General features: G+C 57.0%; 17 protein-coding genes and 1 pseudogene. 7 read left to right on the forward strand and 11 right to left on the reverse strand.

Annotation, left to right across the window (positions count from 1 at the left end; translation table 11 throughout):
• Positions 1 to 212 precede the first annotated feature (212 nt).
• From dinG to EL335_RS14390, 4 genes are all read left to right on the forward strand, one after another.
• A complete protein-coding gene (gene dinG, locus EL335_RS13210) occupies positions 213 to 2,402 on the forward strand; it encodes an ATP-dependent DNA helicase DinG (protein ID WP_126448029.1) in 2,190 nt (729 codons plus the stop codon).
• Positions 2,399 to 2,701 (forward strand): helix-turn-helix domain-containing protein, encoded by a 303-nt coding sequence (locus EL335_RS13215; RefSeq protein ID WP_126448031.1) that lies wholly within the window; start codon positions 2,399 to 2,401, stop codon positions 2,699 to 2,701. The genes dinG and EL335_RS13215 overlap by 4 nt, the downstream gene beginning before the upstream one ends.
• 213 nt (positions 2,702 to 2,914) lie before the next feature.
• Complete coding sequence (locus EL335_RS13220) at positions 2,915 to 3,427, forward strand: tetratricopeptide repeat protein (RefSeq protein WP_126448033.1); 513 nt, start codon at positions 2,915 to 2,917, stop codon at positions 3,425 to 3,427.
• 15 nt (positions 3,428 to 3,442) lie between these two features.
• The gene (locus tag EL335_RS14390; protein ID WP_172600125.1) at positions 3,443 to 3,613 is read left to right on the forward strand and encodes a hypothetical protein; all 171 of its coding nucleotides are present in this window, start codon (positions 3,443 to 3,445) and stop codon (positions 3,611 to 3,613) included.
• On the opposite strand, the gene EL335_RS13225 is transcribed toward EL335_RS14390, so the two are convergent.
• On the reverse strand, positions 3,606 to 4,271 hold the full coding sequence (locus EL335_RS13225) for a hypothetical protein (RefSeq protein WP_126448035.1): 666 nt from the start codon (positions 4,269 to 4,271) through the stop codon (positions 3,606 to 3,608). The genes EL335_RS14390 and EL335_RS13225 overlap by 8 nt on opposite strands.
• Positions 4,272 to 4,453: 182 nt before the next feature.
• Between EL335_RS13225 and EL335_RS13230 the strand changes: the two genes are divergently transcribed.
• Genes EL335_RS13230 through EL335_RS13240 form a run of 3 tightly spaced genes read left to right on the forward strand, consistent with a single transcriptional unit; the run spans position 4,454 to position 6,505 of the window.
• Positions 4,454 to 5,068 (forward strand): hypothetical protein, encoded by a 615-nt coding sequence (locus EL335_RS13230; RefSeq protein ID WP_126448037.1) that lies wholly within the window; start codon positions 4,454 to 4,456, stop codon positions 5,066 to 5,068.
• Position 5,069: 1 nt separating this feature from the next.
• Positions 5,070 to 5,423: a hypothetical protein gene (locus EL335_RS13235; protein ID WP_126448039.1), complete on the forward strand. Its 354-nt coding sequence runs from the start codon at positions 5,070 to 5,072 to the stop codon at positions 5,421 to 5,423.
• Positions 5,420 to 6,505, forward strand: coding sequence for a DUF4942 domain-containing protein (locus EL335_RS13240; RefSeq protein WP_126448041.1), 1,086 nt, complete (start codon positions 5,420 to 5,422; stop codon positions 6,503 to 6,505). Before EL335_RS13235 ends, EL335_RS13240 begins: the two co-directional genes overlap by 4 nt.
• A gap of 163 nt (positions 6,506 to 6,668) precedes the next feature.
• Here EL335_RS13240 and EL335_RS13245 read toward each other — a convergent pair whose 3' ends face one another.
• The 10 genes and pseudogenes from EL335_RS13245 to EL335_RS13290 all read right to left on the reverse strand — a co-directional run bounded on the left by EL335_RS13245 (position 6,669) and on the right by EL335_RS13290 (position 13,209).
• On the reverse strand, positions 6,669 to 6,950 hold the full coding sequence (locus EL335_RS13245; RefSeq protein ID WP_126448043.1) for a hypothetical protein: 282 nt from the start codon (positions 6,948 to 6,950) through the stop codon (positions 6,669 to 6,671).
• 200 nt (positions 6,951 to 7,150) lie between these two features.
• Entirely contained in the window at positions 7,151 to 7,804 is a 654-nt protein-coding gene (locus EL335_RS13250; RefSeq protein ID WP_126448045.1) for an ERCC4 domain-containing protein, read from the reverse strand.
• 184 nt (positions 7,805 to 7,988) lie between these two features.
• Positions 7,989 to 8,333 (reverse strand): hypothetical protein, encoded by a 345-nt coding sequence (locus EL335_RS13255; protein WP_126448047.1) that lies wholly within the window; start codon positions 8,331 to 8,333, stop codon positions 7,989 to 7,991.
• Positions 8,334 to 8,457: 124 nt separating this feature from the next.
• On the reverse strand, positions 8,458 to 9,069 hold the full coding sequence (locus EL335_RS13260; protein WP_126448049.1) for a phospholipase D family nuclease: 612 nt from the start codon (positions 9,067 to 9,069) through the stop codon (positions 8,458 to 8,460).
• Positions 9,070 to 9,954: 885 nt separating this feature from the next.
• Positions 9,955 to 10,422: a zinc-finger-containing protein gene (locus EL335_RS13265; protein WP_126448051.1), complete on the reverse strand. Its 468-nt coding sequence runs from the start codon at positions 10,420 to 10,422 to the stop codon at positions 9,955 to 9,957.
• Entirely contained in the window at positions 10,412 to 10,759 is a 348-nt protein-coding gene (locus EL335_RS14525) for a hypothetical protein (RefSeq protein ID WP_284155516.1), read from the reverse strand. Before EL335_RS14525 ends, EL335_RS13265 begins: the two co-directional genes overlap by 11 nt.
• A complete protein-coding gene (locus tag EL335_RS13275; RefSeq protein ID WP_126448053.1) occupies positions 10,753 to 11,193 on the reverse strand; it encodes a hypothetical protein in 441 nt (146 codons plus the stop codon). Before EL335_RS13275 ends, EL335_RS14525 begins: the two co-directional genes overlap by 7 nt.
• A 267-nt stretch (positions 11,194 to 11,460) precedes the next feature.
• Positions 11,461 to 12,083: pseudogene (locus EL335_RS13280) on the reverse strand (DUF6012 family protein).
• 101 nt (positions 12,084 to 12,184) lie between these two features.
• Entirely contained in the window at positions 12,185 to 12,520 is a 336-nt protein-coding gene (locus tag EL335_RS13285) for a hypothetical protein (protein ID WP_126448057.1), read from the reverse strand.
• 56 nt (positions 12,521 to 12,576) lie between these two features.
• The gene (locus tag EL335_RS13290; RefSeq protein ID WP_126448059.1) at positions 12,577 to 13,209 is read right to left on the reverse strand and encodes a hypothetical protein; all 633 of its coding nucleotides are present in this window, start codon (positions 13,207 to 13,209) and stop codon (positions 12,577 to 12,579) included.
• Between the last annotated feature and the right edge of the window lie 50 nt (positions 13,210 to 13,259).

Genomic DNA, 13,259 nt, shown 5'->3' on the forward strand with positions numbered 1-13,259 from the left:
GGAGGGTGTCAATCAAGCATGCGCACCCGACACGCACTACAAGGAATTCGTGGATTTGGTTGGTCGAATGGCTACCGGGTCCCTCGAGTAAGGCCGGTCAAAACCCCAGGGCCTTTTCGAGCCGTGGATCGCCGCCCCGGCTGCGGTTGATTTGAACGATTACTACGCAGAGTAGAACTTATTCCAAACGCGCCTAGGTCAGATCGGTAGTCTTGAAGACGGATCTGAAATCACTGACCGACGTCATGCTCACCGAAGACACCAAACAAGAAATCCGCGACAAGCTGGCTGCCATTTCCAAGGCCATCCCAGGTTTCCGTTCGCGCCCGGCACAGAGAGTGATGATCGCTGAGGTGGCGAAGACTCTGGCCCGCTGTCCTGATCCGGGACTGAGTGTCAGCAAGCCAGTCCCTGGGCAGACCATTTTGGTCATTCAAGGTGGCACCGGTACCGGCAAGTCCCTGGGGTATGGACTGGCCGGCATGGTCATGGCCAAGCGCAAGGGCAAGAAGCTGGTCATTTCCTCGTCGACCATCGCTTTGCAGGAGCAACTGACGATTCGCGATCTCCCCCTCTTCAGCCAGGCAGCAGGTCTCAACGTATCGATCGAGCTCGCCAAGGGCAGGACCCGTTACGTATGTCAATACAAGCTCAATCAGGCGATTGGTGATATGCAGCAGATCGCCATGTTCGACCACAAGGAAGAACGTGCTGGCGCGACTGGCGACGTCGATTCCGACTCGATCCGGAAGGATATCGAGGCTATGGCAAAGGATCTAGCGGAAGGCCGTTGGAATGGCGATCGTGACTTACGGGATGCTGTAACTGATGAGGTATGGAAGTCGATTACTACCGACCGTCATGGCTGTCTCAACCGGATCTGCCCGTTCTACAAAAGCTGCACCCAGATGGCCGCGCGCAAGCGCTTGCGCGATGCTTCGGTGATCGTTGCCAACCACGATCTACTCCTCGCCGACCTTGCTATGGGCGGCGGCAAGATCCTTCCACCTCCGGAGGAATGCTTCTACGTCATCGACGAAGCTCATAGTCTCCCCGAGAAGGCTGTCTCGAGCTTTGCCTCTGGCCACTTCATCAATGCCGAGCGCCGGTCGGCCGAAAAGCTGATCAACCTGGCTACCAATCTTCAGGTAGCACTGGGGTCCGCATATGAGCATACATGTGAGCAGATCCATGATGAGGCTGATCGGCTGCGTTCCGATCTCACTGACGCCTACGGTTTCCTCTCGAGCCTTGCACAGCTGCAACCGTCCATCAAATGTCCTCGTCCAACGATTGAGTTCGAGGATTCTTGCCTCCCTGAGGAGTTCTTCGAGATCGGCGAGAACATCAAGAGCTTGACGAACAGCTTGTCTGGCCTCCTTGACGAGTGCCAGCGCGCCCTCAACGACCAACTCGGCACTGATCGCAGTAAGCAAGCGTTGTTCGAAAAACTGTTGGCCGAGGTCGGCTTCCAGTTGGGTCGGATGGAGGAAGTGCACACTACTTGGAACCTCTTCCTTAAGGAGCCAGGCGAGAACGCCCCGCCGGTGGCCAAGTGGATCGAGGCCATCAGTTTCAAGAAGAACAGCGTCGACTACCAGATCAATGCTTCTCCGGTTTTCGCCGGCGACTACCTTCGCCACCTCCTTTGGGAAAAAGCTGCAGGCGTGGTGTTGACCTCCGCTACGATTACCACCCTGGGGACCTTCGATGATTTCCTTCGTCGAACAGGCCTGGATTCCTACGAAGTTTCGTGCGTAGACCTACCCAGCCCGTTCGACTACGCTACCCAGGGCCTCATCGACATCCCGAAGATGCCGAGCCCCAAGCACTACGAGGCCCATACCAAGGCGGTGGCTGATCGCCTGATCACCGACATGGCTAAGCAGGGCCCTGAAGGGATGTTGGTGCTCTTCACCAGTCGGCGCCAGATGGAAGACATCGCAGGTCGGTTGCCGAAGGATTTGCGTGCTCGGGTCTTGGTTCAAGGCGAGCAGTCTAAGGCCGCGATTATCTCCGCCCATTGTGCTGCCATTGATGCCGGCAAGCCTTCCACAATATTCGGCTTGGCGTCTTTCACGGAGGGCGTTGATCTGCCCTCGAGCTACTGCACCCAGGTCGTGATCACCAAGCTACCGTTCGCTGTCCCCGACAGCCCGGTTCTTCGTACGTTGGCCAGATGGATCGAACGCCGCGGCGGCAATCCCTTCATGGAGATATCGGTACCGGATGCCGCGCGCAAGCTCGAGCAATCCGTCGGTCGCTTGATCCGTAATGAAACCGACCACGGACAAGTGGTTGTTACTGACCCTCGTCTCTGGGAATCCCGCTTTGGTCGCGCGATGCTGCGCGGATTGCCGAACTTCCGCGTAAAGGCGATGGGCAAGGAGGTAAGACTGTGAGCCTGATATTCCCTGTCACCTGGCGACTGCGTGAATGCATGGAGGCTGCCAATATCCATACTGTCACCGAGCTGCACCACCGGATCATGGCTATTGCCCCCGATACAATCAAGTATGCCCAGCTCGCCCGGATCGTACAATCCCCCCCGGCGCGTCTCAACTTGCAAACACTGGCGGTACTGACCATCGTTCTTGGCTGCCGCCCGGGCGACCTCCTGGATCCGCAACCGAACAATCTGGTGACGCGTAATGTGACACGTCAAAGAAAAAAAAGAAACACACGTAGAGGACTGGTATAAGTGAGTCATCCAGCGGCAAAGTTGCTCCGTACCTTACGGACGGCTATGCTAAACAATTTCTTAACCTGCTACTTGCCGATCCCGACAGGGATTTGCTGTGGCCATCAACTAGGAGCACGCTCATGCTAAAGCTGAATACCCGCAGCTCGCTCGCATTGCCTGACCTGCCCACGAGGAGGATTCGCATGCGTTTTCGTAAAAGGAAAAAGAATCATGGACTTTCTGGATAGATTCTTCGGCGCTGTGGTGTCCCACGAGGACGCTGCTCCTGCCCCATACATCGTTCCTCTGCAACGACGTGATTATGCTGCGGCTGTGCCGCTGCTGAAAGCGGCCATGAATAGGGGCGATGCCTGCGCAATGGGTTTTTTTGCTGCCCTGTCTGCCCTCGGTCGCGGTGTCGAGAAGAACCCGCAAGACGCCTGTGCCTGGTTCCGTCAGGCGGCCATTCGGGGTCACGTTCCGTCCCAGGCGGCACTTGGCATGTGCCTGGCCGGAGGCCTCGGCACCTTGGAGGACCGCAAGGAGGCCGCCTATTGGCTGTACCGTGCCGGCAAGGCTGGCAACATGCAGGCCATCGAGGTACTGGGCGCTCTCGCCTATAAGGACAACTCAGTGGTCGGTGAGCATTTCACCGAAGATGAGCTGTGCAAATTGGTAATGCAGATGCGCAAGCAGTCCAAGTGGGCCGGTGCCGCGTCGGCTGTTCCGGCCCAACTACATTGAGCAGGTGGAGCCGAAATGATTGCTGCAAATACTGCTGAGGTCGTCCAACTGACCATTGGTGCCGTGCTCGGTATCGCGGTTTCTTTTAACCTTGACCGGTTCCGTTTGTCCGGGTGGAAGGCGGCGAGCATCGTCGCTGCCTTCCTCTTCACCTTCCTGGTCCTCTCTGATCTGCTGATCAACTAGCGCGGGACGCTTCTTCCAGGCCTTTGTTGTCCTGGCAGTGGCAGTCCCCGCTTTTCCCATCCATGCCGAAACGGCAGCGTCCTAGGCGGACGCATTTCTGGCTACAGAAGACCATGGGCGATCGACAGTCTAAGAGCCAATAGAACACGATCATCACGAACGGCGGGCCGATCAGCAGCGCATCTTTCATGCACGCACCCCCGAGCTGCCAGACCTTGCCGGACGCCGCCGGCGTCATCAAAGCAATCCCGATATCCGACAGCAATAGCGTCAGCGTGGCCACCAAGCCAAAACGTGGCCACGGCCAGTTCTCCAGCGGCTTTTGCCCAGATAGCCGCCAGACGGCATACCCTGCTAGGAAGATCATGAAGGGTGCGAGGAGTGCGTAGCCCGGGAGCCCTGCAGCTCCGTCGGTGACCATCCTGGTTTTCAACACGGCAAGCTGCCCAGCGACTAGCCCCAACACAATGAGTGGATCCATCCAGCCGATCGTCCGCCTCCGAATGCAATGCACCAGGCAGACGAGCAGGTAGAGTGGGACTGCCAGCATCGATGGGATCGAGCGCGTAGTGATGGCTAGATCGCCATGTAAGAACAGGATGAGAGGAGGAGCTTCGCAAAATACCATCGGGCCATTATGCAACAGCTCTGTTGCCATGACCGGCGGCAACCGGACGGAATTTAAGTGGCCCGTCCGCGCCGGACAGGCTCAGCGATGGACGTGGAATTCTGCTGTTCTGAGCGGTTTCGCGGTTCCGTAGAATTTCCAGAAATGGCTATGCCTCCTGCGTAGGATGGGCAGCAGTTACCGACTGCACCGAACCGACGAAGGAGAATCCCATGGTCATTTGTCCGAAAAAAATCAGCCCGGATGATGCCGACTGGCAGCAGGCCTGCGCCCTTATGCAGGTCCTCGCCCTCGACCCGCGCCGCCCACAAAACCGGGCCGCTCGCCATCTTGGACGATATTTCGAGTCAGCTGATGACATTCTCGAACGCCCCAATATCTGGGTCAATCACAAACTGATCCCTGCTCCCTACTTCAGCTATTACTTGCAATTCAACGTGGCGGTCTCTGTCATCGGACAAATTCCTATTGACGACGAACAACAAATTACAGAATTCAGGCGAGTAGTGAATTCGGCCCTGCGCAACGAACTGACCACAGCGATACGCAAGTCCTGGGAAGCCAACGAACAGCGCCTTGTGGTGCTGCGGAAAGCGTATAACCAGTACCCGCAACCCGATGATGCTACTGCAAACGATAAAGTCATGGAGCTTCTTGCGGTAGCTGCCGCTGAATCAGCGAAAGCCCAGCGTTACTACATGGCCGTTCGTGATCAGATTGAAGCTCCTCGCCGTTACGATGGAGTTGCACGGCCTAGCCTATCCCGGCATGAAGAGGTCTTGGCAGGTTTAATTCGGCTGGGAACGATGTTCCTGCAGGCTGCCTGAAATGATGAGCGCATCCCAATCTGTCCCTGTGGTCAGCAAACCATCCCTGGGCGCTACAGCCTTGGAGGTCTGGCGCACCTGGCGGTCCCTCGGCTGGCAAGGTCTGCCGTGCTACGGCAACGCCCTTGGCTTGGGCGAATTTACTTGGATGCAGGGTGGCCAGCTGCACAAGGTTCTGAATGTCTATCTGACCCGTCCCGCTACCCAGTCCGAGGTAGATGAGGTGTGGGATTGTTTATTGTCGGGCGCACTACGTATCTACACCCGCCGCAACAGGGTCGGCGTGAGTTGCTTGCCAGTGACCATCCTGCACGAGATGACGGGTAATCCATTGCCATCAGGACTATCGGAATGAGCCAGGAAACCGAGGTTCTTGCCCTTCTCGACGACGAGACAGCGGCGCTTGCCCTCTATACGCCCCTCAACGCTCTATTCGCCGAATACCAGAAGTTGCGAGCCGACATTGAGCAGATCTCCGGCTACGTTGCAGGCGCGTCGGATGTCATGTGCTATTTCCTCGCGGGGGCGCAGAAGGAACGTAGTGTCGGGCATTACACGGCAACGGAGCTGTTTGCCGCCGGTCCCGCTATCCGCGCCTTGGATTCGTATTTCTGGTCCCGCGCAATGAAGCTCACGGACGTCCTGGACTTGATGCCGGCAGAGGTACGCAACGAATGGACTCGCCAGATACGAGCGCACGAAACGCCTCCATTCGAGCCTGCCAGTGTTCGAGCTACCTTGCAGACCATGATCGCCAGTCGTGCCAAGTTCTTTGCGGACAGGGTGGAAGGTCTTTTCTACAATCTCAGCGACCGCCATGCCACGAACAGTCCAGAGGGATTCTGCAAGCGAATGATCCTCTCGGGGATGTTGACCTACTTCGGTTCGCTTTGTTACGACCGCTGCAATTTGGTCCATGACCTACGGTGCGTGATAGCCAAGTTCTCAGGCCGCGGAGAGCCGCCGGCGATGCTCACCGCTCGGGCGATGGAAGGCATCTACCGGGCTGGCAACTTCGGCGTCTGGTACGAGTTCGACGGCGGCGCAATCAGAGTAAGACTCTACAAAGTTGGCACTTGCCATATTGAGATTCATCCGGATGTTGCCTACCGATTGAATATGGTCCTAGCCTGGCGCAATCCTACTGCCATCCCCGTCCGGTTTCGCAAGGTACCTGCCAGAGATAAAGTCGATCGCCCTCTGCACCATGGGCTAGCTCACTTTGACGTTATCTCCAGCATCGGCGATGGGGTATTCTCCCCGGACGGTCGGCGGGTATTTTTTACATCGCCAGTGCCTGCAAGTGTTGCAGATTTTCTGTGCCGTCATGGAGGGCAGCAGACCGAGAACAGTTGGCAATTCCACTACGACTTTAGGTCTGCCTTTCACGAAATGGAGCGCACTGGACGGATGCCAAAAGCTTCCTCTAACGGGTAAGCACGAAACGGACCGAGGCAGACAGATTCCCGAGGGGAGACGCCCGAAAGGGCGCGTAACGAGGCCCGTAAGGGCACTGGCAAGAGAAAAGCAGTATTTGTATGCTTTAAATAGATGCCGCCATATTTGCTGCTTTCTTGATCAAGGCCGAGCTCCGATGGCGTCAAGACAGTGCCTCCCAAGGCACGACGACAACAACCCCTGCGAGGTAATCGTCCGATTGAATGGACTCAGCTTCTCGTGCAATCACAGTAGCGATTTCATTGATGAGATGCGGGCTATCCTTGACCTCTTCCCAAAAGACCAGGTATTTGGCGCCCGGCACGGGCACCACTTCGAGGTGGCCGCCCACGAGATCCTTAAGCAGTTGAAGGCGCTGTTTCTCGTCATCCGGCAATTCGCGGCTATTGATTTCGCCGCCCGGGTAAAGGATGATTGCCTGCATCTTGCCCTCGTCAGGCAAAGACGTACTGTCCGGACGCATCCTTAATAGGACGGAAGCCCCGTATTTTCGGAAAGACACTTCGGGAAGTGAGCTTGTCCTTAACAACCGTTAAGCCTTGGCGAAGAAAGATTCTCGTGTGGTTTTTCATAAACACCTCGCTAGGAAACCCGCGACTTCAGTCGGGGGGTAATTGACGGCGGTTACGAGAGGGCTGATATGATGGTGTCTGCGCTCTTCGGGCCAAGGCCTTTTACTTGAAGCAACTCCTCTCTGGTTGCAGAAAACACGGCGCGTGGCGTGCCGAAATGGGCAAGTAGCGCCTGGGCCAGCTTTGGCCCGACACCAGGGAGGCCCTCCAGGATGTACTGGGCCGCTGTCAGTCCTTTCGGTTTGGCTCGAAGGGGTATCTCGTAACCCAGTCCGTTCTGAACATGGAGCGCCATGCGGTGAAGGATGAAAGGGGTTCGCGCCAGGGACGGCGAGTGGATCAGCGATGCACCCGAGAGCAAGGAAATGTAGGACAAGGCGCCATCCAGGGATTCCGGGCTGATTGCCGAGCGCGTCTCGTAGATGTTGCCTTCAACCAGGACGATTGCCCGCTCATACTCGATGACCATGCGGGCCAGTTGATCAAACAGCCTCCCCTCCATGAGACTGATCACGAAGTCGCTGGCAGCCTTGCGCTCGACAGCGACGCTCGTTCCAATGAGATAGTCGCCGCTGGTCAGTTCTGCCTGCTCAAGAGACACGCCGGGGATGTTCTTTAGCTTGAGGGCAATACCAGAACGTGTTTCCCGGCTGTCGACGGTGATGATGACGGGCTTGATACCGTCCTTTGTTGATTTTTCGATCATGCGAAAGAGGCGTACGTCCTCGCCGTGCAAGGACAATCGATTATTTTGGGATTATCGTGGATGGAGCTGCCTTGCTCTATACGGAAATGCAGTTTGATTCCGCAGGTTAGACGGAGGAATGGATCTGCTGGCCTATAGGACAGCAAACAAACGCATCTCGTGCAATGGCACGCCACGCTATCTATCAGGCTTTACCCTCCGTTGCCGCCGTGTAGCCCCAACCTAGATCACGAAACATCTTTATGCCGCGCTCGGTGACGCGCCAGCCGCGCTTCTTGGCGCGAGGCTCATATTCTTCGACTAAGAATTCCGGTACAGGCCCCCAGTGGCCAAGCGGAATCATGCTGAATTCGGTTTTGCCGATCAGTTCATCGTTGAAGAACTCAACCAGCATTTCCTTGCCAATGCGGTTGATGATCTTGCCGACACGACCGGCGTCTGGATGGTTGCTCTCTGGATGCAGCACAACAAAGCATCCTGGCTGGAACAACGCTTCCTGTTCATTCGTGAGTTTGAGATCAGTTTCCATAGTGCGCTCCACATTCAAAAGGGCACTGCTCCAACGAGTGGCAGAAACCATTAAGTTGATGATTATTTACAGGTTAATCCTATCAGGTCGCATGACAGCATTCTGGTTTTTTCTGATCTCTTTCTCAGTAACGGATCTGGTAATCCTCACCATGAGAGAAGCGTCTGTTCCAGTGCTCCAGGTAGCCTTTAGCTAGCTCGGTGTTCCTCCAAATCACCATTACGTTCTCGCTGTTCTTGCCCGCGGCGGCATCGCTGTAGTTGAAACTTCCCGTTTCAACGGTTTCCCTATCTACAATGATTACCTTGTCATGGTGGATGGGGTAGAGCGATATCGTCCTGACACGACAGCCAGCATTTACTAGGGCGGAGAGGGCAGCGCGTGCCTTGCCTGACTTGTCTTCGGCGACATTGCTCTTGTAATCGGAGACGATAGCAACATCAACGCCCCTATGACGTGCAGCGATTAAAGCCCTTACCACCTGCGCTGAAGTCAAAGAGTAGGTCATCATGCGGATTTCGGAGCGAGCCGAGTCAATGACCTTCAGGACCAATCTTTCGGCTCCCTCATGCGGGCTAAATGCGTATTCGATTGTTCCATTATGCTGAACCGTTGAGGAATGATCTCCGATTTCCTGGGCAGACTTTTCGACTACCTTCAGCCAGTTGGCTGCGCTGGCCTGGACAGCGAAGAGGACGAATGTAAGGGCGGCTGCCCTGAGTACGGCATGCTTCATGTTGTTACCTTTCGAGATGGCACCATTTGCGTGGCGGAATGGTTTCGCTCCTTGCCATTGGCTTTGCGGAGGGTGATCAGGTCTTGGTGCCAGGCGACCACTTATGTCGGCCATCGCCAGGCTGACCGATGACGGAGATCCTTCACATCTCTTTTCGTGTGTATATAATTAAAAACGAAAGCACTTCACTTTGGCGCCCTCCCTGGCCTCTGGCTACCAGCGCCGTTAAGCATCATTACCACTCGAAATTCAAAATGAGAAGGGGTAAGTCACATGAGAAAGAGTAAGACACATCAGGTTCTCGAAGCGATTAAGGCGGGTGGTCTCAAGGCTGGCGAGCAGAAAGCCACCGAACTCGGTCTCGGCTTTTACTACAGCCAGTTCCCCGGACACTTCGAGTTGTGGGCCGTCCGTAATGGCAGGTGGGTTCGCCAGATATACGCATCGTGACACCTACCCTGGCTCGGCCTGGATTTTTTCTTGAGTCATGCGTATGGTCAATCACTCAAACCGAGGTTGGCGCTCTCGCTGGTCCGTTGACCTGGAAACTGCCACAGCCACGCACTGCGATGGCTGGGTGTTCAAGTTCTTCCCAGCTACTGACCAGGCAGGTGCTTTCGACGGCCAATGCGTCGTTCAACCATCGCCACTGACCAAAGAGCACGTAGCGCAAGCATCACGCATCGCCAGGGAAGCCGGGGAGATATACATCGAGGCACGTAATGCCAGGCACTAAGCGACCGACTGAGAAGTGCCCTGTCGGCCGCCCGGCCTATGTTGGTGGAAAGCGCGTCCAAGTCTATCTTGATGCCGAAAGTCTTGTCATTGCCGCCGAGTTTGGCAACGGCAACGTCAGCGATGGTATCCGAAAGGCGCTCAAGCAGATTAGACGAACAGTGCTCCGCTCTGACACAGGCTGACGACTCGTTTGCACTCCGTTACATCCATCCAGGAGATGTGGACGTAGCGAACTCCCAAGGCCTTGGCGAGTGCCTTGTACGCCTGAGAACGATGCCACGAGGTCTTTCCTCGCCACAGCTGGTCAAGAGCGTCATGAGCTTCCCGACGGGCCTGCATGGTCGGGCCATCGGCCAGCGTGCCCAAGGGTATGTCGGTGCCTGGATGGCACCCCACGCGCGCCCCGCAGGACGAGCAGCAATACGCCAAGGGCCAACCATACTCACGGCCATTGTAGAAATCGGCGTTGTTGACCAGCTTCACTTCGCCATTGCAGAAGCGGCAGGAACCTGGTACGGATGCTGTTGCACCTTTCACACGCGCAACTGCTTCAGGCAGATTCACCGTCCGTCCGAACAGCTCATATGGCTTGAAGCGCCTGCGCTTACCGGCCATGGCATCCACTGTTCGAGTAAGGTTGCCAGTCCCGGGACTGACATATGACCTGTTGCACCGGGAACATGGCCAGTTCATCACAGTAGTTCCTCGATCGGCTCAGGCGAGGCAGTACAAGCCACCGCCAAACACCCAAGAGCGAGGTTCCTGTAAAAACGATTTGCATGGCGACCATCCCGAAGGTGTGCGTCATCAGGCCATAGGCTATCCAGGCGGCGTTGGACACCAGAAAGAGGACGAACCCATACCCCGACCAGCGATTGTTTAAGGCCAAGAGGAGCGCACCCGCAGCGCCCCCGATGGCTCCGATCCATTCAAGCATGCCCAGGCTCAGCATGATGCCTCCTCCTGCTTGACCACTGGCAGCCGCTCCTGGTAGGCCTTCCTGCCCGGGCACGGCATGGACACCCAGCGATAGATGCCTGCGACCGTCGCGTCCAGCGCTAGCACCAGCCCGAGGGCGACCACCCCGGCGGCCTTGAACGAGGCCAGGGTCAGGATTACAGAGATGCCCACGCCATCGACGGTATTTGCGATCCAGCCGACCGCACCGGCGATCATCAGCATGCCGACGAAAAACTGGATCAGCGCGCGCTGACTGAGAGTGCTGCTGAGCGCTTCCGGTGGGGTGTCCACCACCCAACTTCCGGTATAGCCACAAACGACGATGGGGCGATGCCACGCAGCGTAGCGCCAGGTGGGCACGTCGATGTCGCGCTTCACCAGCAGAAGAAACAGGGCGAATTGGTAGTTCAGGTAATTGCTGATCATGGTGACAACTCCATAGTGGTTGGCATCAGCTTCCTCCGATCTTTTTCCATCCGGTTTGGTAGACCGGATCGAAAAAGAGGCCTCCCAGGGAGGGAAGGAGGCCTAAAGCCTCAAGGTGAGGCAGTGGAGGAGAACCGAGACCAGATTACATAGGTGGCACAGGCGGTTCTGGAAAAAAATCGGCCTGTGCCCTGGGTGTTTCGGGGTCCGTAAGGGATGCGCTGTGCGCAACCTTTGCCCTCTGCTATCGATATCCCGTAGGGTCATTCAGGAAGCCGCGGTGAAGGCGTCCTTCAGCTCGGGCAGGCGGCCGATCTCGGCCAACTTGCCCTGGAAACGGCCACGCTCGATGGTGGGCACCATGAACCGTTCTTCGCGGCGGATCACCAGGCCATCCTCGGACAGCACGTCGCGCAGCTCGACATCGCGCTTGGAGCCTCCCCAGTCCGGAGCCAGCACGTCCATGCGCGGCTGCACCTTCACCGGAGGCATGCCGTTGTAGCAAAGCGGCCAGCGGGAATGCCAGTTGCCCAGGCTCTCGCAGGTGGCGTACCTGAGGGTCATGTCGTCGCTGACCGAATCGAAGTGTCCATCCAGGACAACATGCTCAACCCGGTGGTTCAGCACGGTGTCGGCCTTGATCGCCCAGCACGTCACCACGGTGTAGGACTCCAGGAACTTCTCGTTCTCGATGAAGAGCCCGGCCACGGCCTTCTGGCCGACCTTGCGGCAGCCCACCCAGTAGCACTTGTTCGGTAGGGACGGCAGATCGTCAGGTCCTGGTCGCCCTTGAGTACCAGGTCCGTCTCATCGATGGTCAAATCGACAAGACGAACGGCGGCATCCAGTCCGCCAGGGACGTACAGCTTGGGTAGAACGTGGATCAGCATTTGAAGCTCCTTTGGTGCGATAACGGGTTCTTTTCAGGATGCGCTCGGCAGAACGTCCTGAAAAGAACGCCCCCAGTGGAGGCGAAGGGAACTACATGGGTTTAATGGCCCCGTGGATAGAACTTCACGGAGGCTTTCTGCAGCTTGATCAGCCGTGCGTTGCAGCCATGAACAGGATCTGTCGCTGGCATGCCAAGCATCTCGATGGAACGACGTGCCCGCGCATAGACCGCATCCGAGCCAGCCATCTCCCCCTCATAGACCGGGGTTTGCTCGATGATATCGTCGCCGTAGGTGAAAACGGCGGTTCCGATCATCACGGGCTTCTCAGCGACGGCCTCGCCCCTGGCGATCCGCAGCAGCGCATCGGCAAAGCAGGTATGTCCAGGCATTCCGGACCAGACCTTCCTTACCGCTAAACGCTCAGCGTCCGTCATGGACAGTTCCCCAGAGGCAAGTCGGGTGTCCCAGATTTCCTGGGCACGCTGCGGGCTCACGACACCACCTCTGTCTCTTCGTCAGGGACAGCGATGAAGCTGTGATTGCAACGGCAAACATGGACTTGCCAACCATCGCGGGGCAGCTCACCAAACTCGGTGCGCGAACCGCATAGCGGGCAATGGACCATCTCTTCACCGTAGCCATACATTACGAGCTCGCCGCTGGCGCTGGCCGGAACAGCAACATGAATCTTGCTGCCCGGGTGGGCTTCGGCACAGATCTCCATCGCCTCCTCCCGGTCATCCGCTTCACAACGGAATGCCTGCGAGCAGTCACCGTGGAAGACGAACCAGACCTTCGGTACGTCCGATGCGGCAACCTCGTCGAGGATTACTTTGGTTTCGTCAATGAGAATTGCGAGGTTAGGCCATTCGAGCGTGACACCCACGCCTTCATGACCGTATTCGCAATCGCCCGTCCCTTGGAAACCATCACCGTCATCCACGCGCAGGGCGGAAACGTCGGCATGCAGGCTCTTGAGCATCAGGATCGCGCGACGAGCGAGCGACAACTGGGCTTCAACTTTTCTGCGACGGCGAAGGATTTCACGTTCGGCAGACTTATCAGCGCCTTCCGGAATAACAAGGCCGGCAAGAGCGGCTTCGTGCAGATACTTCAACATCATGGATACCTCCAATCAAAGGGCATCCACCCCCGGTCGGGAGGAATGCCCGA

Origin of the sequence: Sulfuricystis multivorans (assembly GCF_003966565.1) — a bacterium.
GTDB classification, from domain to species: Bacteria; Pseudomonadota; Gammaproteobacteria; order Burkholderiales; family Rhodocyclaceae; genus Sulfuricystis; species Sulfuricystis multivorans.